Origin of the sequence: Rhizobium sp. NFR07, from assembly GCF_900111905.1 — a bacterium.
Classification (GTDB): Bacteria; Pseudomonadota; Alphaproteobacteria; order Rhizobiales; family Rhizobiaceae; genus Neorhizobium.
The window spans coordinates 185,676-208,080 of record NZ_FOKM01000013.1; the positions used below are offsets into that span (position 1 = coordinate 185,676).

Genomic DNA, 22,405 nt, shown 5'->3' on the forward strand with positions numbered 1-22,405 from the left:
GGGCAAAAAAGAAGCCGCAGCCTTTGTCAAGGCTGCGGCCACAAGATGTTGTGGATTAACCGGCTAGCGATTAGTAGCGGTAGTGTTCTGCCTTGAACGGGCCCTGGGCCGACACACCGATATAGGCTGCCTGTTCCGCAGAAAGTTCGGAAAGCTTCACACCGAGCTTGGCCAGATGCAGGCGCGCGACCTTCTCGTCGAGCTGCTTCGGCAGGATGTAGACGTCGTTCTTGTACTCGCCCTGCTTGGTGAAGAGTTCGATCTGGGCCAGCGTCTGGTTGGTGAACGACGCGGACATGACGAAGGACGGGTGGCCGGTGGCGTTGCCGAGGTTCAGGAGGCGGCCTTCCGACAGAAGGATCATGCGGTTGCCCTTCGGGAACTCGATCATGTCGACCTGCGGCTTGACGTTGGTCCACTTGAGGTTCTTCAGCGCTGCGACCTGAATTTCGTTGTCGAAATGGCCGATATTGCCGACGATCGCCATGTCCTTCATCTCGCGCATATGCTCGATGCGGATGACGTCCTTGTTGCCGGTCGTGGTGATGAAGATGTCGGCGGTCGCGACGACGTCTTCGAGCTGCACGACTTCGAAACCGTCCATGGCGGCCTGCAGGGCGCAGATCGGATCGATTTCGGTAACCTTGACGCGGGCGCCGGCGCCGGCGAGCGAAGCAGCGGAACCCTTGCCGACGTCGCCGTAACCGCAGACGACGGCAACCTTGCCGGCCATCATCACATCGGTGCCGCGGCGAATGCCGTCGACCAGCGATTCCTTGCAGCCATACTTGTTGTCGAACTTGGACTTGGTGACCGAGTCGTTGACGTTGATGGCCGGGAAGGGCAGCAGGCCCTTCTTGGACAGATCGTAGAGGCGGTGAACGCCCGTGGTGGTCTCTTCGGTGACGCCCTTGATGGCGTCGCGCTGCTTGGTGAACCAGCCGGGCGTTGCTGCGAGGCGCTTCTTGATCTGCGCGAACAGGATCTCTTCTTCTTCCGAACCCGGGTTCGACAGCACGTCTTCGCCGGCTTCCGCACGGGCGCCGAGCAGGATGTACATGGTGGCGTCGCCGCCATCATCGAGGATCATGTTGGAGAATCCGCCATCGGCCCACTGGAAGATCTGGTCGGTATATTCCCAGTATTCGGTCAGCGATTCACCCTTGACGGCGAAAACCGGGATGCCGGCAACGGCGATTGCGGCCGCAGCATGGTCCTGGGTCGAGAAGATGTTGCAGGATGCCCAGCGGATGTCCGCGCCGAGTTCCTTCAGGGTCTCGATCAGGACCGCGGTCTGGATCGTCATGTGCAGCGAGCCGGAAATGCGTGCGCCCTTCAGCGGCTTGGAAGTGCCGAATTCTTCGCGGCAGGACATCAGGCCCGGCATTTCGGTCTCAGCGATGTCCAGTTCCTTGCGGCCGTAGGCGGCAAGGTTGATGTCCGCGACGACGTAATCTTTTTCGGCGCTCATGAATCTCTCCAGATCTCGTTGCTCGAATAAGCCGCCGGTCGTGCGAAGTCTGGCACCGGCAGCACAAAAACTCGCTGGCGGTTTAGCAGGCTTTCCGGCTTGTTGCAACGGTCATATAAAGAGGTCTTTATATGTTTATGTCTGCTGGATCAGGCTTCCTCGCCGAACTTATTTGCGATCAGGCCCTGGAGTGCGTCGAGCGCTTCCGTCGCCTGCGGGCCTTCCGCGACGACGTCGATGCAACAGCCAGTGCTGGCGGCCAGCATCATCAAGCCCATGATCGAGGTGCCGCCGACGCTCGAGCCGTCCTTGGAGACGGTGATCGTGGCATCGAAGTTTTCCACCATCTGGACAAACTTTGCCGATGCCCGGGCATGCAGCCCGCGCTTGTTGACGATCTGAAACTGGCGGGAGAGGGGGGACATTCTTGTTCTTGTCTCACTTGCCGCTGAGAACGCGGCTGGCCACGTTGATATATTTGCGACCGGCATCGGAGGCCTCGGCCAAGGCTCTTTCCATGTCGTTCTCGCCGCGCACCCCGGCAAGCTTGATCAGCATGGGCAGGTTCATGCCCGCGATTACTTCGGTCGTACCGCTGTCCATCACGGAGATGGACAGGTTGGAGGGCGTTCCGCCGAACATGTCGGTCAGGATGATGACGCCGTTGCCGGCATTCGCCCGCCCCACTGCGTCGAGAATATCCTGCCGTCTCTGATCCATGTCGTCTTCGGGACCAATACACACGGTCTCTATGAATTTCTGAGGTCCAACGACATGCTCCACGGCGTGTCGGAATTCCTCAGCCAGCTTGCCATGAGTGACAAGCACCAGTCCGATCATGAAAATACGCCCCCTGATTTCAAAACTCGCGGCCCTTATCGCAACGCAATAGTGCCGTCCAGCGGCGGGATGCCATCTTCGCCAACTAGAGTTGAAGTTCAAGTCAAAAAATCGGGCGCACAAATCACCAGAACGGCGCTTCGCTTCGCCAGCCGGGCACAAGGGCTCCGATGACGGCCAGCGGATCCATTGCAGTGTTTGCTATCCGCACCAGCGGCAGCGCCCCGATATTCTCCAGTTGGAACTCTTCACTTTCTGGCGGCAGGCGCTCGCAATCGGCGAGCGAAATCACCCGTATGGCAAGGTCGATCGGGGCAGCGGCGATATTGTCGATTGCAACGATCCCGCTGCCGCGCAGCTCCATCATTCCGGCAATGGCCGGTGGGCAGGTTGCAACGATCCTGTCTCCGTCGCGGTTGATGAAGACCTGATCGTCTGCAATCAGAAGCGAGCGGACGTTTTCGCGGCGGGCGACGGCAAGGCACGTGAACGCCATCATCGACTTGCCGATGCCGGGCGGCCCGACAAATAAAAGTCCGCGATTGCCGATGACGATCGCCGTGGCGTGGATATTGCGAGGCGCGGGCGTCACGCCGTGCCGCCGGCCGGAAGCGACAGCGTGAAGCGCGCACCGGTGACTTCCTGCTCCCTGCCGTGCTGGTTTTCGGCCTTCAGCGATCCGCCATGCGCCTCCGCGATCTGACGGCTGATGGAGAGGCCGAGGCCGGAATTCTGGCCAAAGCTCTCGCCGTCGGGCCTGTCGGTGTAGAAACGCTCGAAGATGCGGTCGATGTTCTCCGCCTGGATGCCCGGACCATTGTCGTCGACCGTGATGACGACTTTTTCCCGGATGCGGGAGAGGCGAATGGTCAGCTTTCCACCTTTCTCGGGCACGAAGGACCGGGCGTTTTCGATCAGGTTCGTGATGATCTGGCCGAGACGCAGGTCGTGGCCGTTGACCATATAGGCATGGCGGTCGGCGCCCTTGCCGTCGACAGTGAGGTCGATCTCGACGGGCTTGCGTCCGCTGCGGATCTGCCGGGAGATATCCACAAGGTTGGTCAGCAGCGTTTCCATGTCGATAGGCGCGGAATCGGTGCGGGCAAGCTCGGCGTCGAGGCGCGAGGCATCGGAAATGTCGCTGATCAACCGGTCCAGGCGGCGCACGTCATGGAAGATGATCTCCGTCAGCCGCTGCTTGGATTCTTCAGACTTGGCGAGCGGCAGGGTTTCCACCGCGCTGCGCAGCGAGGTCAGCGGGTTTTTCAGCTCGTGGCTGACATCTGCCGCGAAACTCTCGATCGCATCGATACGGTCGTAAAGCGCATTCGTCATGTCGCGCACCGCGATCGACAGGTTGCCGATCTCGTCCTGGCGATAGGAGAAGTCCGGTATTTCCTCGCGCTGCTTGGCGCCCCTGCGCACCCGGATCGCGGCAGCAGACAGGCGGCGCAGCGGATTGGCGATGGTCGACGACAGAAGCAGCGACAGCACGATATTGACGAGCGTCGCCACGCCGAAGACGCGCATGATGGCCAGGCGCTCCGCATGAACGATCTTGTCGATATCGCCGGCCTGGGTCGAGAGCAGCAGCACGCCAAGCACGGCGCGATAGCGCTGCACCGGCACGGCCACCGAGACGATCAGTTCGCCCCGGTCGGTGATACGCACGAGCGCGCCGCGGACGCCGGTCAGCGCGTTCATCACCTCCGGATAGATCGAGCCGTCGCCGCCCGGCGCTTCCTTGTAGATCGGCAGGTTGCCCGGCTGCAGCAGCCGGTTGAACATGCCGGACATCCATTCGCTCCAGGTCTGCGTCTCGTTTTCGACCGGTGGGAGGTCGTAGCGCAGGACCTGGCCGCGGGAATAGAGATGGCGGCTGTCGAGCAGCAGGTTCGCATCGGCATCGAACAGGCGGGCGCGCGTCCTTGTCGGCGAGATCAGCCGACGCAGGACGGGAGCGACGCGCTCGGGATCGATCGGAAAATCGAGGTCCTCGTCATTCGGAACCGGCGTGATGCTCTGGCCGGCCTGCAGCTCCAGCAGCTTTTCGGGATCGATGGTGATCGAATTGGTATCGACCGAAGCCGATGCCGAGACCGCGGCCGAAATGATTTCGCCCTGGGTCAGCAGGCTTTCGACACGCGCGTCGATCAGCCCTTCGCGGAACTGGTTGAGGTAGAGAATGCCGGCGACGAGGACGACAGTGGCCGCGATGTTGAAGAACAGGATGCGGCGTGTCAGGCTGGAAAACACCGCATGCCCGAACAGCCGTCGGATCAGCGTGAACGACCGCGGCCACAGCCGACGGCCGCTGCGCCTCGCCGGTGCGGTCTCGATCGCAGGATTTTCAAGCAGTCTGTCTGCCACGTTCAGTCCTTCCACCGGGCCAGTCTATCGCTGACCCGGTCGTGGCTTCAAGTTAAGCGGTGGTAATCTTGATCCGCCTCAGGCCGCTTCGCGGAAGCGGTAACCGACGCCGTAGAGGGTTTCGATCATGTCGAAATCCGTGTCAACCATCTTGAACTTCTTGCGAAGGCGCTTGATGTGGCTGTCGATGGTGCGGTCGTCGACATAGACCTGTTCGTCATAGGCCGCGTCCATCAGCGCATCGCGGCTCTTCACGACGCCAGGGCGCTGCGCCAGGGAGTGAAGGATGAGGAATTCCGTGACGGTCAGCGTCACCGGTTCGCCCTTCCAGGTGCAGGTATGACGTTCCTGGTCCATCAGCAGCTGGCCGCGCTCCAGTGTGCGCGCCGCCTGCTGGTCAGGCGTAGGCTTCGCACCCGTTGCCTGCAGCTCGCGATTGCCGGCGCGGCGCAGGATCGCCTTGACCCGCTCCACCAGAAGGCGCTGCGAGAACGGCTTGGTGATGAAGTCGTCCGCGCCCATCTTGAGACCGAACAATTCGTCGATCTCCTCATCCTTGGACGTCAGGAAGATGACCGGCAGGTCCGATTTCTGGCGCAGACGGCGTAGCAGTTCCATGCCGTCCATGCGGGGCATCTTGATGTCGAAGATGGCGAGCTGCGGCGGGCGGGCAACGAGACCGTCCAGAGCCGAAGCGCCGTCCGTATAAGTCTCGACCTTGTAACCCTCCGCCTCGAGCGCGATCGACACCGAGGTCAAAATATTCCGGTCGTCGTCTACGAGCGCGATAGTCTGCATGCCGTCCGTCTCCATTGCCATTTTCTGCGCATCTCCTGGAATGACTGTTAGACAGTTCCCAGCCCTCGCCATGCGCTTCATGAGTAGAAAGGTGGAACAAATTGTGGCAAAGTCAAAGTGCTTGCAATCCGGATGGTTGTGGCTCCCTGTCGTTTTCCGCCTCAATCACGACGTTTTTGCAGCGCACTAAAACGCTCAATAAAACGATTTAAAACGAAATAAATTTCTTTAAATCGATTAATTTATTGATTTCGTTGAGTTATTCAGAAATCCCGGCTTGCCGTTTTAAAAAACAGCAACTAGTTTCCTCGCCACGGCCAATCGTAAAACGTAGACGGAGGTAGGCGCGTATGCAGCAGCTTGGACAATTTAACCCGGCAAATGGTGTGGCGGCGATCGGCCTCGAGAAGGTCTCGCGCGTCAGCTACAATTTGTCCGAGGTCGAGCTTTATGAAGAAGCCCTGCGCAAGGGCGAGGCTGATCTGACCATCGACGGCGCACTGCGCGCCGTGACTGGTCAGCACACGGGTCGCTCCCCGAAGGACAAGTTCGTGGTGCGCGACGCGACCACCGAAGACAAGATCTGGTGGGACAACAACAAGCCGATGTCTCCCGAGCATTTCGCCGTGCTGAAGGCCGACATGCTGGCCCATGCCGCCGGCCGGGAACTCTATGTGCAGGATCTGGTTGGTGGCGCCGACCAGGATAATGCCCTGCCGACCCGCGTTGTCACTGAGCTTGCTTGGCATGCCCTGTTCATCCGCAATCTTCTGATCCGTCCCAAGCGCGACACGCTCACGACGTTCGAGCAGAAGCTGACCATCATCAACCTTCCGAGCTTCAAGGCCGATCCCGAGCGTCACGGCTGCCGTTCGGAAACAGTGATTGCCTGCGATCTCGCCAACGGTCTCGTCCTGATCGGCGGCACGTCCTATGCCGGTGAAAACAAGAAGTCCGTCTTTACCGTCCTGAACTATCTCCTGCCGGCCACCGGCGTCATGCCGATGCATTGCTCCGCCAATGTCGGCAAGGATGGCGATACGGCCGTCTTCTTCGGCCTTTCCGGCACCGGCAAGACCACGCTGTCGGCCGACCCGGCCCGCACGCTGATCGGTGACGACGAGCATGGCTGGGGCGAAAACGGCGTCTTCAACTTCGAAGGCGGCTGCTACGCCAAGGCGATCAAGCTTTCCGCCGAAGCCGAGCCGGAAATCTACTCCGCGACCCGCCGTTTTGGCACGGTGCTGGAAAATGTCGTGCTGGACGAGAACCGCGTTCCGGATTTCGACGATAATTCGCTGACGGAAAACACCCGTAGCGCCTATCCGCTGCATTTCATCCCGAACGCCTCGGAGACCGGCCTTGCGCCGCATCCGAAGACGATCATCATGCTGACCGCCGATGCCTTCGGCGTCATGCCACCGATCGCCAAGCTGACGCCTGAACAGGCCATGTACCACTTCCTGTCCGGCTACACCGCCAAGGTTGCCGGAACGGAAAAGGGCGTGACCGAGCCGGAAGCGACCTTCTCGACCTGCTTCGGCGCGCCGTTCATGCCGCGTCACCCGGCGGAATACGGCAACCTGCTCAAGGAACTGATCGCCAAGCACGGCGTCGATTGCTGGCTGGTCAACACCGGCTGGACCGGCGGCGCCTACGGCACCGGCCGCCGCATGCCGATCAAGGCGACCCGCGCGCTTCTGACCTCTGCGCTTAACGGCAGCCTGAAGAATGCCGAGTTCCGCACCGACGCCAATTTCGGCTTCGCCGTGCCGGTCTCGGTCGACGGCGTCGAGAACGCGATCCTCGATCCGCGCTCGACCTGGGCCGATGGGCTTGCCTATGACAACCAGGCGGCCAAGCTTGTCTCGATGTTCATCAAGAACTTCGAGAAGTTCGAGGCCCATGTCGACGCCAAGGTCAAGGATGCAGCACCTGGATTGCTGATCGCAGCCGAGTAATCGCAAGACGTGTGATTCACGTGGAACCGTCGGCCTGGACTTACCTCCGGCCGGCGGTTTTCTTTTGTCCGGCTTTGTGGGAAAGATGCGGGCCAACAGCGACAATCAGACGGTCATGGCCAGCAATCCCCTCGTCATCAACAGCCGAATCACCATCGCAGCATGGGAACTGACGGAACAGTTCGTTCTCGCGGGCGGACCCGGTGGGCAGAACGTCAACAAGGTTTCGACCGCCGTCCAGCTGTTCTTCGACATCGTCAATTCGCCGTCGCTTCCCGAACGCGTCAAGGCGAACGCCTTGAAGCTCGCGGGGAGGCGGGTATCGAAAGACGGCGTGCTGATGATCGAGGCCAGCAAGTCCCGCAGCCAGGAGCGAAATCGCGAAGAGGCGCGCGAGCGGCTGAAGGAACTGGTTCTGGAGGCAGCCAAGCCGCCGCCGCCGGTCCGGAAGGCCACCAAGCCTACCAAAGGTTCGGTCGAACGGCGGCTCAAGGCGAAATCAGGTCGATCGGACGTAAAGAAGATGCGCGGCAAGCCGACCGGGGACTGAGCGGGGAGAGTGGACATGGCGACATTGCCGAACGGAATTCGCCACCTACCGGGCTTTCTCGATCGTGCGGCGCAGGAACATCTGGTGGAAGCCATCCGCCGGATCGTCGCCGAGGCGCCGCTTTACGTTCCCGCCATGCCCGGCACCGGAAAGCCGATGTCGGTCCGGATGACCAATTGCGGTCCTCTCGGCTGGGTGACGGACAAGGAACGGGGCTATCGCTATCAGCCGACCCACCCGGCGACCGGAAAGCCGTGGCCGGCCATGCCGCCGGAACTGGTCGAGATGTGGGAGCAACTGGCAGGCTATCCGAAGCCGCCGGAAGCCTGCCTGGTGAACTTCTATTCCGACAACGCGAAGATGGGCCTGCATCAGGATAGGGACGAGGTGGAATTTTCCGCGCCGGTCCTGTCGATCTCGCTCGGCAATACCTGTCTGTTCCGCGTCGGTGGTCTCGACCGCAAGGATCCGACGGGATCCTTCAAGCTGTCGAGCGGTGACATTGTGCTGCTCGGCGGGGAGGGACGTCTCGCCTTCCATGGGGTCGACCGGATCTATCCCGGCACGTCGACGCTTCTGAAAAACGGCGGTCGCATCAATCTCACCCTGCGTCGGGTCAACCCGTAACGCAGGGATGTGTCGCTCAAAGCTTTCTGAGCGACACCGTCTCGATAAAGTGGTCACGGCCCTTGCGCAGGATGATGTCGGCGCGGGGACGTGTCGGCAGGATGTTCTGGCGCAGGTTCTTCAGGTTGATGTTTTCCCAGAGACCTTCGGCAACGGCCATGGCGGCATCGGTATCGATGGCGGCATATTTCTTGAAGAACGATGTCGGGTCGCGGAAGGCGGTTTCGCGCAGCTTCATGAAGCGCTGCACATACCATTGATGGATCTGTTCCTCCTCCGCGTCGATATAGATCGAGAAGTCGAAGAAGTCGGAAACGATGGGCACGATCTTGCCGTCCGAGGGCAGGGCGCGCGATTGCAGCACGTTGATGCCCTCGAAGATCAGGATGTCCGGGCGGTCGACGAGGGTGAATTCGTCAGGCAGCACGTCATAGGTCAGGTGCGAGTAGCGCGGCGCCTTGACGTTGAGCTCGCCGGCCTTGATGGCGGAGAGAAAGCGCAGGATCTGGCCGATATCGTAGCTTTCCGGAAAGCCCTTGCGCTCCATCAGGTTTTCACGGCTGAGCACCGCGTTCGGATAAAGGAAGCCGTCGGTGGTGATCAGGTCCACTTTCGGGCTCGATGGCCAGCGGGCCAAAAGCTCTTTCAGCACGCGGGCCGTCGTCGACTTGCCCACCGCGACCGAGCCGGCAATGCCGATGATAAAGGGCGTCTTTGAAGCGTCCGGCAGGCTCAGGAACCGGTTGCGCTGACGAAACAGCCGCTGTGATGCCTCGACATGGGTCGAAAGCAGGCGCGACAGCGACAGGTAGATCCGCCGCACCTCGTCGATATTGATCGGGTCGTCCAGCGAACGCAGGCGGGAGATCTCGTCCGCTTTCAGCGTCAGCGGCGTATCGGCGCGGAATTTTGCCCATTCTTCGGCACTGAAGTGATGGTAGGGCGAGTAATATTCCGTGCTCATGCCGCTATCCATGGGTTCGGCAGGCTGGGGAACGATGTTCATGACGCGGGCCGGCTCGCCTTTTCCTGCAGGCCGGACTGACCGGTCCTGCGGTGAAGTTCATCGACCACATCCTGCAACGGGATGCCTGCAATCTTCAATACGACCAACAGATGATAGACGAGGTCGGCGCTTTCCGACACAAGCTCCTTGCGGTCCTGCGCGACGGCCGCAATCACGGTCTCGACCGCTTCCTCGCCAAGCTTTTTGGCGGCCTTGGTCTGGCCGGCAGCCACGAGTTTAGCCGTCCAGGATTCCTCCGGCGATGCTGCGGCACGCTGCGCGACGATCTTTTCCAGATCGCTCAGGGTGAATTCACTCAAAACTGTCTCCTCCAGTCCCGCTCATCATCTCTTAAAAAGATCAGTCGAGCCGCATGGCAATGCCATGATCGGACATATAGCGCTTCGCCTCACCGATCGAATAGGTGCCGAAGTGGAAAATCGATGCGGCCAGGACCGCCGTCGCGTGGCCTTCCTTGACGCCTGCCACGAGGTCGTCGAGGTTGCCGACGCCTCCGGAGGCGATGACCGGAACGCGCACCGAGTCGGCAATCGTCCGCGTCAGTTCCAGATCGTAGCCGATCTTGGTTCCATCGCGGTCCATCGAGGTGACGAGCAACTCGCCGGCACCACGCTCGACCATCTTCTGCGCGAACTCGATCGCATCGATCCCGGTCGCGGTACGGCCGCCATGGGTGTAGATTTCCCATTCCGAGCGATTGTCGCCGCCGACCTTCTGCGTTAGCCGGCGCTTGGCGTCGATCGACACGACGATGCACTGGTTGCCGAACTTGTCGGCTGCCTCGGCGACGAAATCCGGATTGTTCACGGCCGCCGAATTGATCGAGACCTTGTCGGCGCCGGCCAGCAGCAGCTTGCGGATATCGGCCACCTGCCGCACGCCGCCACCGACGGTGAGCGGCATGAAGCAATGCTCGGCAGTGCGCGCCACCACGTCGAAGATCGTCTCGCGGTTGTCGGAAGACGCGGTGATGTCGAGGAAGCAGAGCTCGTCGGCACCGGCGGCATCATAGGCCTTGGCGGCCTCGACCGGATCACCGGCATCGATCAGGTCGACGAAGTTGACGCCCTTGACGACGCGGCCGTCTTTCACGTCGAGGCAGGGGATGACGCGGGCCTTAAGGGTCATGCTGCACGCCCTTTCTCGGCACGGATCAGCGCCAGCGCTTCCGCCGGATCGATGCGGCCGTCATAAAGCGCCCGGCCTGAAATCGCACCTTCGAGGCGGCTGGCGTCGGGCTGCAGCATCCGGCGGATGTCGTCCATCGAGGCAAGCCCGCCCGAGGCGATGACTGGTATCGAAACGGCGTCCGCCAGTTCCAGTGTAGAGGTCCAATTGATGCCGGCCAGAATGCCATCGCGGTCGATGTCGGTGTAGATGATCGCCGAGACGCCTGCGCCCTCGAATTTCTTCGCAAGCTCGATCACGCCGAGTTCGGACGCTTCCGCCCAGCCTTCGACCGCCACCTTGCCGCCCTTGGCGTCGATGCCGACCGCGACCTTGCCCGGAAACTGCTTGCAGGCCTCGATGACCAGCGCCGGATCACGAACCGCGACGGTGCCGAGGATCACGCGCGCCAGTCCGCGGGAAAGCCAGCTCTCGATATGCTCGAGCGTGCGGATGCCACCACCGAGCTGAACCGGGTTCTTCGTCGCCTTCAGGATCGCGTCGACGGCTGCGCCATTGACGCTCCCGCCGGCGAATGCCCCGTTGAGGTCAACGACGTGAAGCCATTCGAAACCCTGGTGCTCGAAGGCCTTGGCCTGGGCGCCGGGGTCGGGATTGTAGACGGTCGCCTGGTCCATGTCGCCGAGCTTGAGGCGCACGCACTGGCCGTCCTTGAGATCGATAGCCGGAAAAAGGATCATTCTGTTCGGTCCTGTAGATGAGCGCGAGCCTTACGGCTTCCAGCGCAGGAAATTGGAAATCAGGGCAAGGCCGAGCGTCTGGCTCTTTTCCGGGTGGAACTGCGAGCCCGCCATGTTGTCGCGTCCGACGAAGGCGGTCATCGCGCCACCATACTCGGTCGTGGCAATCACCTCGGCCGGATTGGCTGCGGCCATATGGTAGGAATGCACGAAATAGGCGTGCAGCCCGTCCGGCCCGGTCGGAATGCCGTCGAAAAGCGGGTGAGGGGTGTTCAGCGTCAGCGTGTTCCAGCCGATCTGCGGGATTTTCAATTCGGCATCGGACGGCGTCATTTCGACGACATCGCCCTTGATCCAGCCAAACCCTTCGGTCGTGGTCTTTTCAAGCCCGCGCGAGGACATGAGCTGCATGCCGACACAGATGCCGAGGAAGGGGCGGGCCTTCTTCTCGACGGTCTCGATCAGCGCTTCATGCATGCCGGAGACGGCACCGAGGCCGGCGCGGCAGTCGGCATAGGCGCCGACGCCCGGCAGCACGACGCGGTCGGCACCGGCGACGGCGTCCGGCTTGTCGGTCAGGTCGATCGTGGCATCGATGCCGGCTTCACGCGCGGCCCGTTCGAAGGCCTTTGTGGCCGAGCGCAGGTTGCCCGAGCCGTAGTCTATGATTGCGACGCGCATCAGCGTCCTCCGTGATCGAAGAGCCCGAGAGCCGGGCCCTGCCAGCCCGAAGCCGGCGGTGTTTTTGCATGTTTTGCCCAGTCCGACGGCGATGGCAGCGGCTGCTGCGCCGGCTTTGGCAGGCTGGAAAAATAGATGTCTTCCGCAGCTCGGAGATCGGGCGCGCTGATCACGCGCTCAAGCACCCAGCCGCGACGGATGAGCGAATTGCCATAGTGATTGCGGCCTTCCAGCGCAACGAGAAGGCTCGTTGCCAAGCCAAGCAAGGCACCCGCTAGGGCGAAGCCCGGAACGGCGAGAAGGGCGATGGCCGCACCCTGGACCAGAAACACAAGGATTCCCACAATCCAGAGCCTATGCCAGATCAGCCAGATCCACGGAAACAGCAGAGCCGCCCACGAGAACCCGTCGGGCAGGATCAGGGTCGAGCGGTGCTCCTTGTCGGGACCACCCGGTGGCGTCAGGACGAGATAGCTTCTCAAGGATCTTCTCCTCAAGCGATCAGGCAAGCGTTCCCTTGGTCGAAGGAACGCGATTGGCCTGCCGCGGATCGATTTCGGTCGCAGTGCGCAGAACGCGCGCCACGGATTTGAAGCAGGTCTCGGCGATATGATGGTTGTTGGCGCCGTAATGGTTCAGGATATGCAGCGTGATGCCGGCATTCTGCGCCAGTGCCTGGAAGAATTCCCGCACCAGTTCCGTGTCGAACGTACCGATCTTCGGCGAACTGAATGCGACGTTCCACACGAGAAACGGCCGGCCCGAAACGTCGATCGCCGCCTTGGTCATCGTCTCGTCCATGGCGAGGTCGAGCGAGGCATAGCGGGTGATCCCGCGGCGGTCGCCGAGCGCCTGGGAAATCGCTTGGCCGATCGCAATGCCCGTATCCTCGACCGTATGATGGTCGTCGACGTAAAGGTCACCCTTCACCTCGATTTCCATGTCGATGAGCGAATGTCGCGAAAGCTGGTCGAGCATATGGTCGAAGAAGCCGACGCCCGTCGAAATCTTCGACGTCCCGGTGCCGTCCAGATTGACGGAAACCGAGACGGAGGTCTCGTTGGTCTTGCGGGAAACGCTTCCCGTGCGTGTGGCTGCTGTCTCGCCCATTCGGGTCTGCTCCATGCTTGTCTGCGGGCTCCTTACCAGCCGTCCGGTGAAATATCCAGCAAAAGCACGGGTGTCCGCGGCGGCATATCGATTGGAGCTGACGAGATTGCATTCGGGCTTGCGCAACATACATAGGTGTCAACGTGATCCCGGCAAAGCCTGAGCGGTTTGGCGGGATTTCTTGAGGTCCAGGAGCCCGCTTTCAAAGGGGCAGACAGGTGTATTGATGACAACGATTATTACAGTGAGGAAGGGCGGCAAGGTCGTCATGGCAGGCGACGGTCAGGTGAGCCTCGGCCAGACCGTGATGAAGGGCAATGCCCGCAAGGTGCGCCGCATCGGCAAAGGCGGCGAAGTCATCGCCGGGTTCGCCGGTGCCACGGCCGACGCCTTCACTCTGCTCGACCGGCTTGAGAAGAAGCTCGAACAATATCCCGGCCAGCTGATGCGCGCAGCCGTCGAGCTCGCCAAGGACTGGCGCACGGACAAGTACCTGCGCAATCTCGAAGCCATGATGCTGGTCGCCGACAAGTCGACGACGCTCGCCATTACCGGCAATGGCGATGTTCTCGAGCCCGAGCATGGCACGATCGCCATCGGTTCCGGCGGCAACTATGCCTTTGCCGCAGCCCGCGCGATGATGGACTCGGAAAAATCCGCCGAAGATGTCGCCCGCCAGGCACTCGATATCGCTGCCGATATCTGCGTCTACACAAACCACAATCTCGTCGTCGAAACGCTCGACGCCGAATAACCGCCTACTTCCGAAAGAGGGTCCTGTGGGCCGGGCCGATCCGGCCGGCCGGAGCAGGAAAGCCAAGAGGATACCATGACAAACTTTTCTCCCCGGGAAATCGTTTCCGAACTAGACCGCCACATCATCGGCCAGCATGACGCCAAGCGCGCCGTCGCGATCGCGCTTCGCAACCGCTGGCGCCGCCATCAGCTCGAAGAGAACCTGCGCGACGAGGTGATGCCGAAGAACATCCTGATGATCGGCCCGACCGGCGTCGGCAAGACGGAAATCTCCCGTCGTCTCGCCAAGCTCGCCGGTGCGCCCTTCATCAAGGTCGAAGCCACCAAGTTCACCGAGGTCGGTTATGTCGGCCGCGACGTTGAACAGATCATCCGCGATCTCGTCGAGATCGGCATCGGCCTGGTGCGCGAAAAGAAGCGCACCGAGGTGCAGGCCAAGGCCCATATGAGCGCAGAAGAACGCGTGCTCGACGCGCTGGTCGGAGCGACCGCGTCGCCCGCGACCCGCGACAGTTTCCGCAAGAAGTTGCGTGCCGGTGAACTGGACGACAAGGAAATCGAGGTCGAGGTGGCCGACAGCGGTTCGGGCATGCCCGGCTTCGACATTCCCGGCATGCCGGGCGCCAATATCGGCGTGCTGAACCTATCGGAAATGTTCGGCAAGGCGATGGGCGGACGGACGAAGAAGGTCAAGACGACCGTCTCCAAGTCCTATGGCGAGCTGATCCGCGACGAATCCGACAAGCTGATCGACAACGAGGTCATACAGCGCGAGGCTGTTCACTCGGTCGAGAATGACGGCATCGTCTTCCTCGACGAGATCGACAAGATCGCCGCCCGTGACGGCGGCATGGGTGCTGGCGTGTCCCGTGAAGGCGTACAGCGCGACCTGCTGCCGCTCGTCGAGGGTACCACGGTGTCGACCAAGTATGGACCGGTGAAGACGGACCACATCCTCTTCATCGCTTCCGGCGCCTTCCACGTGGCAAAACCCTCGGATCTGCTGCCGGAGCTTCAAGGCCGTCTGCCGATCCGCGTCGAGCTTCGTCCGCTGACCAAGGAGGATTTCCGCCGCATCCTGACGGAAACCGAGGCCAGCCTCATCCGCCAGTACAAGGCGCTGATGGGGACTGAAGACCTGACGCTGGAATTCACCCCGGACGCGATCGATGCGCTCGCCGATGTCGCCGTGCACCTGAACTCCTCGGTCGAGAATATCGGTGCCCGCCGCCTGCAGACGGTGATGGAACGCGTGCTGGACGAAATCTCGTTCACGGCGCCGGACCAGGGCGGTACCGCGGTGACGATCGATGCCGATTATGTCCGCAAGCATGTCGGTGATCTGGCCAACGACACCGACCTGTCGCGCTACATCCTGTAACGAGTTCGCGTGGCAGCCGGGCAACGTCCGGCTGCCACCTCGCTTGACGCTGACGCTATTTTGAATGTCTTTCTCTCGACATTGCCACATGTCTTAACGTATGGGTGGCGCGCTCTCGTGAAAGCGCAGTTGCTCCATGATTTGACTTGTCACAGCTTCTGGAGCCGGAACTGGCGCAGATGAAATGCTGGGACACGGAAAATCTTGAAACGCATCCTGATCGCATTGCTGTTCACCGTCGCCTGGGCGGCATCGTTCACCGCGCCTGTCATGGCCATGACCGTGGTGCCCGAAGGCAATCGCAATGCGGTACAGCCCAAGGTGCCTGGCGCTTCGGTGCGCAGGACACGCGCCGGCAAGACGACCTTCGACGATAAATACGAGAAGATCCGTGATCTGCTGGCGACCGACAAGAGCCTGATCGGCAAGATCAAGTCCACGGCTGCTTCCTATGGCATCGATCCGATCCACATCGTCGGCGCGATCGTCGGCGAGCATACCTATAATGTCGACGCCTATGACCGGCTGCAGAGCTATTACGTCAAGGCCGCCGCCTATGCCGGCAACGCCTTCCGCTTCGCTTATGACGGCGAGAGCATCGAGGAATTCCTGAAGCGGCCGCAGCTTGCGACCTGCGAAGCCAAGCGCGATTCCTACAGCCTCTGGACCTGCCGCGAGAACGTCTGGGAAAAAAGCTTCCGCGGCCGCAGGGTCGAGGGCAAGGCGTTCCCGGACAATCGCTTCAGCGCGGTCTTCTTCCAGCCTTTCTATGCCGGCCAGACGTTCGGGCTCGGACAGGTCAACCCGCTGACGGCGCTGATGCTGTCGGACATGGTCGCCCGGACCTCCGGCTATCCCAAGCTCGACGAAAACAAGGCTGCCGACGTCTATGATGCGATCATGGATCCCGACAAGTCGCTCGCCTATATGGCGGCCAACATTCGCCGCTCGATCGACGATTACAAGTCGATCGCGGATGTCGATATTTCCCGCAATCCCGGTATTACTTCCACACTTTATAACACCGGCGGCTCTGCCCAGCGGGCCGCGGCCCTGAAGGCGCGCGGTGGCCTGCCGGAGGAAAATTACTACGGCTGGCTGGTCAACGATAAGATCGCCGAGTTGAAATCGCTGCTCTGAGGCCTGATATCTTTTAGATCAGGAATATGAAGAGGAGGGTGTTGATGGACATGCGCCCCGAGCCTTTCGTGCCGCCGGCCCCGATCCCGCATACACGCCCGCTCTCGCGCTGGGGCGTGATCTCGACGGCGCTGCGCAATCCGCTGGAGCTGTGGGGCGAAATGTCCTTCACGCTGCCCTGGCTCGAGACGAAGTTCTTCAAGGAACGGACGCTGATCGTCAACGATCCGGGCCTCATCCGCCACGTCCTGGTCGATAACGCCGCCAATTACGAAATGTCGGAGGTCCGCCAGCTCATCCTGCGGCCGATCCTGCGCGATGGCCTGCTGACGGCCGAAGGTCCGGTCTGGAAGCGTTCGCGCAAGGCGATGGCCCCCGTCTTCACGCCCCGTCATTCCCGCGGCTTCGCCGGCCAGATGCTTGCGAAATCGCAGGAATATGCGCAGAAATATGAAGCCGGTGCCGCAACCGGCGCGGTCCACGACATTGCCGTCGACATGACCGAACTCACATATGCGCTTCTGTCCGAGACGCTTTTCTCCGGCGAGATCGCCGGCGAGAAGGACAGTGTCGCGGACGATGTCGACAGCCTGCTTCACCGCATGGGCCGCGTCGATCCGATGGACCTGATGCGTGCGCCGCCATGGGTGCCGCGTCTGACACGGATCGGTGGCCGAAAGGTGCTCGACAAGTTCCGCAATATCGTCGCGGAAACGATGGAGATGCGCAAGAAGCGGATGCGCGAGACGCCGGACGACGTACCGCAGGATTTCCTCACGCTGCTGCTTCAGCTCGAAGGCCCGGACGGACTTTCGCTGCAGGAGATCGAGGACAATATCCTCACATTCATCGGCGCCGGCCATGAGACGACGGCCCGGGCTCTGGCCTGGACGCTCTATTGCGTTGCCCAGTCTCCCCATGTCCGCGATGCGATGGAGGCCGAAATCGACCGGGTTCTGGCAACCGCTGCCGAGCCGGTCGAATGGTTGGAACTGATGCCCTGGGTGCGTGCATCCTTCGAAGAGGCGCTGAGGCTCTATCCGCCTGCGCCATCGCTCAACCGCGCGGCAATCGCCGATGACAGGTGGACGAGCCCGAGCGGCAAGACTGTCGAGATCAAGGCCGGCGTCACCATTCTCGTCATGCCCTGGACGCTGCATCGCCACGAACTCTACTGGGACAAGCCGCGTGCTTTCATGCCGGAACGGTTCCTGCCGGAAAACCGAGCCAAGATCGGCCGTTTCCAGTATCTGCCATTCGGCGCAGGGCCGCGAACCTGCATCGGCGCGACATTCGCCATGCAGGAGGCGGTCATCGCGCTCGCGGTGCTGATGAAGCGCTATCGCTTCGACATGCTGCCGGGCACGGAAGTCTGGCCGGTGCAGAAGCTGACGACCCAACCCCGCGATGGCATGCCGATGCGGGTGAGCTTCCGACAGCCGGCGTCTTCATTGAACGATTGATCGATGCCGGCCATGGGGTATTGATTGCTCAATCGGCATTCAGGAATTCCCGCGTGACTTCACCTCTTCTTCTCGGCATCGATACCGGCGGCACCTATACCGACGCCGTCCTTTTCCGCGAGGAAGCGGGGGTGATCGCCAAGGCGAAATCGCTCACCACCCGGCACGATCTTTCCAGGGGCGTTGCCGGTGCAGTCGAGGCGGCGCTTGGAAAAACCAGCATTTCCGCCTCCGAAATCGCCATGGTGTCCTTGTCGACGACGCTTGCTACCAATGCATTGGTGGAGGGGCAGGGTGGTCTGGCCGCGCTTGTCATGATCGGTTTCGGTCCCGACGATATCGCCCGCGGCGGCCTGTCGGAGGCGCTTGGGCCCGATCCGGTCATCTTTCTGGCAGGCGGCCACGATGTGCATGGCAACGAGACGACGCTCGATATGACCTCGTTGGAAGAGGCTCTGCCGGCCCTGGGTTCGACCGTTTCGTCCTTTGCCGTGGCCGGCTATTTCGCCGTGCGGAATCCGGCTCATGAAATCCGGGTGAGGGACCGCATCCGCGAACTCAGCCACAAGCCCGTCACCTGCAGCCACGAGCTGTCGTCGAAACTCGGCGGCCCGCGCCGGGCGCTGACCACGCTGCTCAACGCCCGGCTGGTCTCGATCATCGATCGCTTGATCGGGTCCACGGAAGCCTTTCTGGAAAGGTCCGGCATCGACGCACCGCTGATGGTGGTGCGCGGCGATGGCGCGCTCATGTCGGCGGCGGAAGCGCGGCTGCGGCCGATCGAGACCATTCTCTCCGGTCCCGCGGCAAGCCTGGTCGGCGCGCGCTATCTCACGGGACTGGACGAGGCGGTCGTGTCCGATATCGGCGGCACGACGACCGATGTCGCGGTGCTGCAGGGTGGCCGGCCGCGGCTGGCACCTGATGGCGCCAATGTCGGTGGCCACAACACGATGGTCGAGGCCGTGGCGCTGCGCACCTATGGCCTGGGCGGCGATTCGGAGGTTCATATCGACGAGCGCGGGCTGGAGGCGAAGATAGTGCTCGGACCGCGGCGTCTTCTGCCGCTCAGTCTTCTGGCCGCGACCCATGGTGAAAGCGTTCTCTCGGCCCTGGACATGCAGTGTCGCGCGACCCATGCGGGACGGCATGATGGCCGCTTCGCCGTCCGCATTCATACAGGCGAGCCTGAAACGCTGCAGCCACAGGAACAGGCGCTTCTCGCCCGCATAGGTTCGACGCCCGTTCCCCTGAACACGCTGCTGACGATGAACTCCCAGAAGGCGGTGCTGGACAGGCTGGTCGGACGGGGACTGGTGCACCTGAGCGGCCTCACGCCGTCGGATGCGCTGCATGTTCTTGGCCGGCAAGGCCAATGGAATGCCGAGGCGGCCCGGCTCGGCCTCCAGATCGCGGCGCGCAGGAAAAACGGCTCGGGACGCGAGATCGCGTCGTCGGCGCAAGATCTGGCCGGAAAGATCGTCGATCGACTGACCCGGCAATCCTCCGAGGTCGTGCTTTCGGCCTGCCTTGCGGAAGACGGTGCCGAAGCGATCGATCCGGCCGTATCGCTGGCGGTCGATCGTGCGTTGAAACGGACGCCCGGCATCGCGCGCTTTGCGGTGGCGCTTGACCGGCCGCTCGTGGGTCTCGGCGCTTCGGCACCTGTTTATTACCCGGCCATTGCCGGAATGCTCGGCGCGGAATCCATCATTCCGGCGGATGCCGATGTGGCCAATGCGATCGGCGCCGTCGTCGGCCAGATCCGGAGCGTCGTGGTGGTCACGGTCACGTCGCCGGAGGACGGCCTCTACGTTATCGCCGGCGCCGGTGAGACGGTTTCGATAGCCGGCGAGACCAGGGCCCTCGATCTGGCAAGAGATCGGGCGACCGCCGCTGCACGCGAGAAGGCGGGGCAGGAGGGGGCGGACGATATTATCCTCTTTCTGGAGGAGGAGATCTCGGCGCCGGAAGTGGAAGGCAGCCGGAAACTCGTCGAAGCAAGGATCATAGCCACGGCTACGGGGCGCCCGGGTGTAGCCCGACCGGAATAAGCCGGACCGAAGTCCGGTCCATCCGGCCTTCGGCTTTCGGCGCATTGACACCCGTCATGTCGCGCGCAATGTGACGGCACGGAGAAAAGGCATTTGAGGAGGAATCGCATGGCACGCAAGGATATCGCCGGTCTGCAGGTGGACGAACAGCTTCACCGCTTCCTGGTGGATGAGGCTCTGCCGGGCACGGGGGTCGACCCGGAGCATTTTTTCGAGACATTCTCGGCGATCGTTCATGATCTTGCGCCGAAGAACCGTCAGCTCCTGGCCAAGCGCGATGCGTTTCAGGTGAAGCTCGACAACTGGTACCGGGCGAATGGTGCGCCCAGCGATCTTGCCGTCTACGAAGAGTTCCTGCGCGAGATCGGCTATCTTCTGCCGGAAGGCCCTGATTTCCAGGTCTCGACCGAAAACGTCGATCCGGAAATTGCCGCGATTGCCGGGCCGCAGCTTGTCGTGCCGGTGATGAATGCCCGCTACGCGCTGAATGCCGCCAATGCCCGCTGGGGTTCGCTTTACGACGCTCTCTACGGCACCGATGCAGTTCCCGAATCCGACGGCGCGGAAAAGGGTAAGGGTTATAATCCGGTTCGCGGTGCCAAGGTCATTGCCTGGGTACGCGATTTCCTCGACCACTCTGCGCCGCTCTCCGGCGCCAGCTGGAAGGAAGCGGCATCCTTCAAGGTGGAGCAGGCCGCCCTGTTCGTGACGCTGACAAATGGGCAGGTGACCGGCCTCAGCGATCCATCGCAATTTGCCGGCTATCTAGGGGATGCGGCCGCGCCGACACAGATCCTGCTCAAGAAGAACAACCTGCATGTCGAGATCCTCGTCGATGCGACGACCGCGATCGGCAAGGACGATCCGGCTCATATATCCGATGTCTGGGTCGAATCGGCGATCACCACGATCATGGACTGCGAGGATTCCGTCGCGGCGGTCGATGCCGAGGACAAGGTCGTCATCTATCGCAACTGGCTCGGCCTGATGAAGGGCGACCTGACGGAGGAAGTCTCCAAGGGGGCTAAGACCTTCACGCGAAAACTCAATCCGGATCTCGACTACACGGCGCCGGACGGATCGACTTTCGAGCTGAAATGCCGCTCGCTGATGCTGGTCCGCAATGTCGGCCACCTGATGACCAACCCCGCGATCCTCGACCGCGACGGCAATGAGGTTCCGGAAGGCATCATGGATGCAATGGTCACCGCGCTGATCGCCATCCACGATATTGGCCGATCGGGTGGGCCAGCCGGTCGCAGGAAGAATTCCAGGCTCGGCTCGATGTATGTCGTGAAGCCGAAGATGCACGGGCCGGAGGAAGTCGCTTTCGCCGCCGAGATCTTTTCCCGTGTCGAACAGGCGCTCGGCCTGCCAAGCAACGCCATGAAGATGGGCATCATGGACGAGGAGCGTCGCACGACGGTCAATCTCAAGGAAGCCATCCGCGCGGCGAAAGACCGTGTCGTCTTCATCAATACCGGTTTCCTCGATCGCACCGGTGACGAGATCCATACTTCGATGGAAGCCGGCCCGATGATCCGCAAGGGCGACATGAAGCAGGCTTCATGGATCGCGGCCTATGAGAACTGGAATGTCGATATCGGTCTGGAATGCGGTCTGTCCGGCCATGCGCAGATCGGCAAGGGCATGTGGGCCATGCCGGACCTGATGGCGGCGATGCTGGAGCAGAAGATCGGCCACCCGAAGGCGGGTGCCAATACCGCCTGGGTTCCGTCGCCGACGGCCGCGACCCTGCACGCAACCCATTATCACAAGGTAGATGTGGCGGCGGTTCAGAAGACCCTGAAAAGCCGCGCCCGCGCCAAGCTTTCGGATATCCTGTCTGTGCCGGTCGCGCCGCGTCCCAACTGGACGCCGGAGGAAATCCAGCGCGAGCTAGACAACAATGCCCAAGGGATCCTCGGTTATGTCGTGCGCTGGATCGACCAGGGCGTCGGTTGCTCGAAGGTACCGGACATCAACAATGTCGGGTTGATGGAAGACCGCGCGACGCTGCGCATCTCGGCCCAGCACATGGCCAACTGGCTCCACCACAAGGTCGTCACCGAGGACCAGATCGTCGAGACGATGAAGCGAATGGCAAAGGTCGTCGATGGCCAGAATGCCGGCGACCCGCTCTATACGCCGATGGCCGCCGATTTCGACGGCTCTATCGCCTTCCGGGCGGCGCTCGATCTGGTGCTCAAGGGACGCGAACAGCCGAACGGCTATACCGAGCCTGTCCTGCACCGCCGCCGGCTGGAATTGAAGAAGGCCGGCTAACCTTATTCGTCCGCCAATCAAA

22 protein-coding genes are annotated in these 22,405 nt (G+C 61.8%); 9 read left to right on the forward strand and 13 right to left on the reverse strand.

Going from position 1 to position 22,405, the window contains the following annotated elements:
• Positions 1 to 70: 70 nt before the first annotated feature.
• From ahcY to BM216_RS24620, 6 genes are all read right to left on the reverse strand, one after another.
• The gene (gene ahcY, locus BM216_RS24595; RefSeq protein ID WP_093001861.1) at positions 71 to 1,471 is read right to left on the reverse strand and encodes an adenosylhomocysteinase; all 1,401 of its coding nucleotides are present in this window, start codon (positions 1,469 to 1,471) and stop codon (positions 71 to 73) included.
• A gap of 149 nt (positions 1,472 to 1,620) precedes the next feature.
• A complete protein-coding gene (locus tag BM216_RS24600; RefSeq protein ID WP_093001862.1) occupies positions 1,621 to 1,896 on the reverse strand; it encodes an HPr family phosphocarrier protein in 276 nt (91 codons plus the stop codon).
• Positions 1,897 to 1,909: 13 nt separating this feature from the next.
• Positions 1,910 to 2,311, reverse strand: a complete 402-nt coding sequence (locus BM216_RS24605) for a PTS sugar transporter subunit IIA (RefSeq protein WP_093001863.1) — start codon at positions 2,309 to 2,311, stop codon at positions 1,910 to 1,912.
• Positions 2,312 to 2,435: 124 nt separating this feature from the next.
• Positions 2,436 to 2,903, reverse strand: a complete 468-nt coding sequence (locus tag BM216_RS24610; protein WP_093001864.1) for an HPr kinase/phosphorylase — start codon at positions 2,901 to 2,903, stop codon at positions 2,436 to 2,438.
• Positions 2,900 to 4,651 carry a sensor histidine kinase gene (locus BM216_RS24615; RefSeq protein WP_244530310.1) on the reverse strand — a complete coding sequence of 584 codons (1,752 nt, stop codon included), beginning with the start codon at positions 4,649 to 4,651 and terminating at the stop codon, positions 2,900 to 2,902. Before BM216_RS24615 ends, BM216_RS24610 begins: the two co-directional genes overlap by 4 nt.
• 108 nt (positions 4,652 to 4,759) lie before the next feature.
• The gene (locus tag BM216_RS24620) at positions 4,760 to 5,479 is read right to left on the reverse strand and encodes a response regulator transcription factor (RefSeq protein WP_093001900.1); all 720 of its coding nucleotides are present in this window, start codon (positions 5,477 to 5,479) and stop codon (positions 4,760 to 4,762) included.
• 350 nt (positions 5,480 to 5,829) lie between these two features.
• Here BM216_RS24620 and BM216_RS24625 point away from each other — a divergent pair, with 350 nt between their 5' ends.
• The 3 genes from BM216_RS24625 to BM216_RS24635 all read left to right on the forward strand — a co-directional run bounded on the left by BM216_RS24625 (position 5,830) and on the right by BM216_RS24635 (position 8,617).
• Entirely contained in the window at positions 5,830 to 7,440 is a 1,611-nt protein-coding gene (locus tag BM216_RS24625) for a phosphoenolpyruvate carboxykinase (protein ID WP_093001865.1), read from the forward strand.
• Between the two features lie 115 nt (positions 7,441 to 7,555).
• A complete protein-coding gene (arfB, locus tag BM216_RS24630; RefSeq protein WP_093001901.1) occupies positions 7,556 to 7,990 on the forward strand; it encodes an alternative ribosome rescue aminoacyl-tRNA hydrolase ArfB in 435 nt (144 codons plus the stop codon).
• Between the two features lie 15 nt (positions 7,991 to 8,005).
• On the forward strand, positions 8,006 to 8,617 hold the full coding sequence (locus BM216_RS24635; RefSeq protein ID WP_093001866.1) for an alpha-ketoglutarate-dependent dioxygenase AlkB family protein: 612 nt from the start codon (positions 8,006 to 8,008) through the stop codon (positions 8,615 to 8,617).
• 16 nt (positions 8,618 to 8,633) lie between these two features.
• On the opposite strand, the gene coaA is transcribed toward BM216_RS24635, so the two are convergent.
• Genes coaA through hisB form a run of 7 tightly spaced genes read right to left on the reverse strand, consistent with a single transcriptional unit; the run spans position 8,634 to position 13,303 of the window.
• Positions 8,634 to 9,623 (reverse strand): type I pantothenate kinase, encoded by a 990-nt coding sequence (coaA, locus tag BM216_RS24640; protein WP_093001867.1) that lies wholly within the window; start codon positions 9,621 to 9,623, stop codon positions 8,634 to 8,636.
• A complete protein-coding gene (locus BM216_RS24645) occupies positions 9,620 to 9,943 on the reverse strand; it encodes a phosphoribosyl-ATP diphosphatase (protein WP_093001868.1) in 324 nt (107 codons plus the stop codon). Before BM216_RS24645 ends, coaA begins: the two co-directional genes overlap by 4 nt.
• Before the next feature lie 40 nt (positions 9,944 to 9,983).
• Positions 9,984 to 10,772, reverse strand: coding sequence for an imidazole glycerol phosphate synthase subunit HisF (hisF, locus tag BM216_RS24650; RefSeq protein WP_093001869.1), 789 nt, complete (start codon positions 10,770 to 10,772; stop codon positions 9,984 to 9,986).
• Positions 10,769 to 11,512, reverse strand: coding sequence for a 1-(5-phosphoribosyl)-5-[(5-phosphoribosylamino)methylideneamino]imidazole-4-carboxamide isomerase (hisA, locus tag BM216_RS24655; protein WP_093001870.1), 744 nt, complete (start codon positions 11,510 to 11,512; stop codon positions 10,769 to 10,771). The genes hisF and hisA overlap by 4 nt, the downstream gene beginning before the upstream one ends.
• Before the next feature lie 30 nt (positions 11,513 to 11,542).
• Positions 11,543 to 12,193, reverse strand: a complete 651-nt coding sequence (gene hisH / locus BM216_RS24660) for an imidazole glycerol phosphate synthase subunit HisH (RefSeq protein WP_093001871.1) — start codon at positions 12,191 to 12,193, stop codon at positions 11,543 to 11,545.
• A complete protein-coding gene (locus tag BM216_RS24665) occupies positions 12,193 to 12,675 on the reverse strand; it encodes a DUF2628 domain-containing protein (protein ID WP_177230896.1) in 483 nt (160 codons plus the stop codon). Before BM216_RS24665 ends, hisH begins: the two co-directional genes overlap by 1 nt.
• Before the next feature lie 19 nt (positions 12,676 to 12,694).
• Positions 12,695 to 13,303, reverse strand: coding sequence for an imidazoleglycerol-phosphate dehydratase HisB (hisB, locus tag BM216_RS24670; RefSeq protein ID WP_093001902.1), 609 nt, complete (start codon positions 13,301 to 13,303; stop codon positions 12,695 to 12,697).
• A gap of 226 nt (positions 13,304 to 13,529) precedes the next feature.
• Between hisB and hslV the strand changes: the two genes are divergently transcribed.
• From hslV to BM216_RS24700, 6 genes are all read left to right on the forward strand, one after another.
• Positions 13,530 to 14,057, forward strand: a complete 528-nt coding sequence (gene hslV / locus BM216_RS24675; RefSeq protein WP_093001873.1) for an ATP-dependent protease subunit HslV — start codon at positions 13,530 to 13,532, stop codon at positions 14,055 to 14,057.
• Positions 14,058 to 14,132: 75 nt separating this feature from the next.
• On the forward strand, positions 14,133 to 15,440 hold the full coding sequence (hslU, locus tag BM216_RS24680; RefSeq protein WP_093001874.1) for an ATP-dependent protease ATPase subunit HslU: 1,308 nt from the start codon (positions 14,133 to 14,135) through the stop codon (positions 15,438 to 15,440).
• Positions 15,441 to 15,644: 204 nt separating this feature from the next.
• On the forward strand, positions 15,645 to 16,580 hold the full coding sequence (locus BM216_RS24685; RefSeq protein ID WP_177230897.1) for a DUF1402 family protein: 936 nt from the start codon (positions 15,645 to 15,647) through the stop codon (positions 16,578 to 16,580).
• 44 nt (positions 16,581 to 16,624) lie between these two features.
• Positions 16,625 to 18,043: a cytochrome P450 gene (locus BM216_RS24690; RefSeq protein ID WP_093001875.1), complete on the forward strand. Its 1,419-nt coding sequence runs from the start codon at positions 16,625 to 16,627 to the stop codon at positions 18,041 to 18,043.
• A gap of 53 nt (positions 18,044 to 18,096) precedes the next feature.
• Positions 18,097 to 20,097, forward strand: coding sequence for a hydantoinase/oxoprolinase N-terminal domain-containing protein (locus BM216_RS24695; protein WP_093001904.1), 2,001 nt, complete (start codon positions 18,097 to 18,099; stop codon positions 20,095 to 20,097).
• Between the two features lie 108 nt (positions 20,098 to 20,205).
• Positions 20,206 to 22,383: a malate synthase G gene (locus tag BM216_RS24700; protein WP_093001876.1), complete on the forward strand. Its 2,178-nt coding sequence runs from the start codon at positions 20,206 to 20,208 to the stop codon at positions 22,381 to 22,383.
• Positions 22,384 to 22,405: the final 22 nt, after the last annotated feature.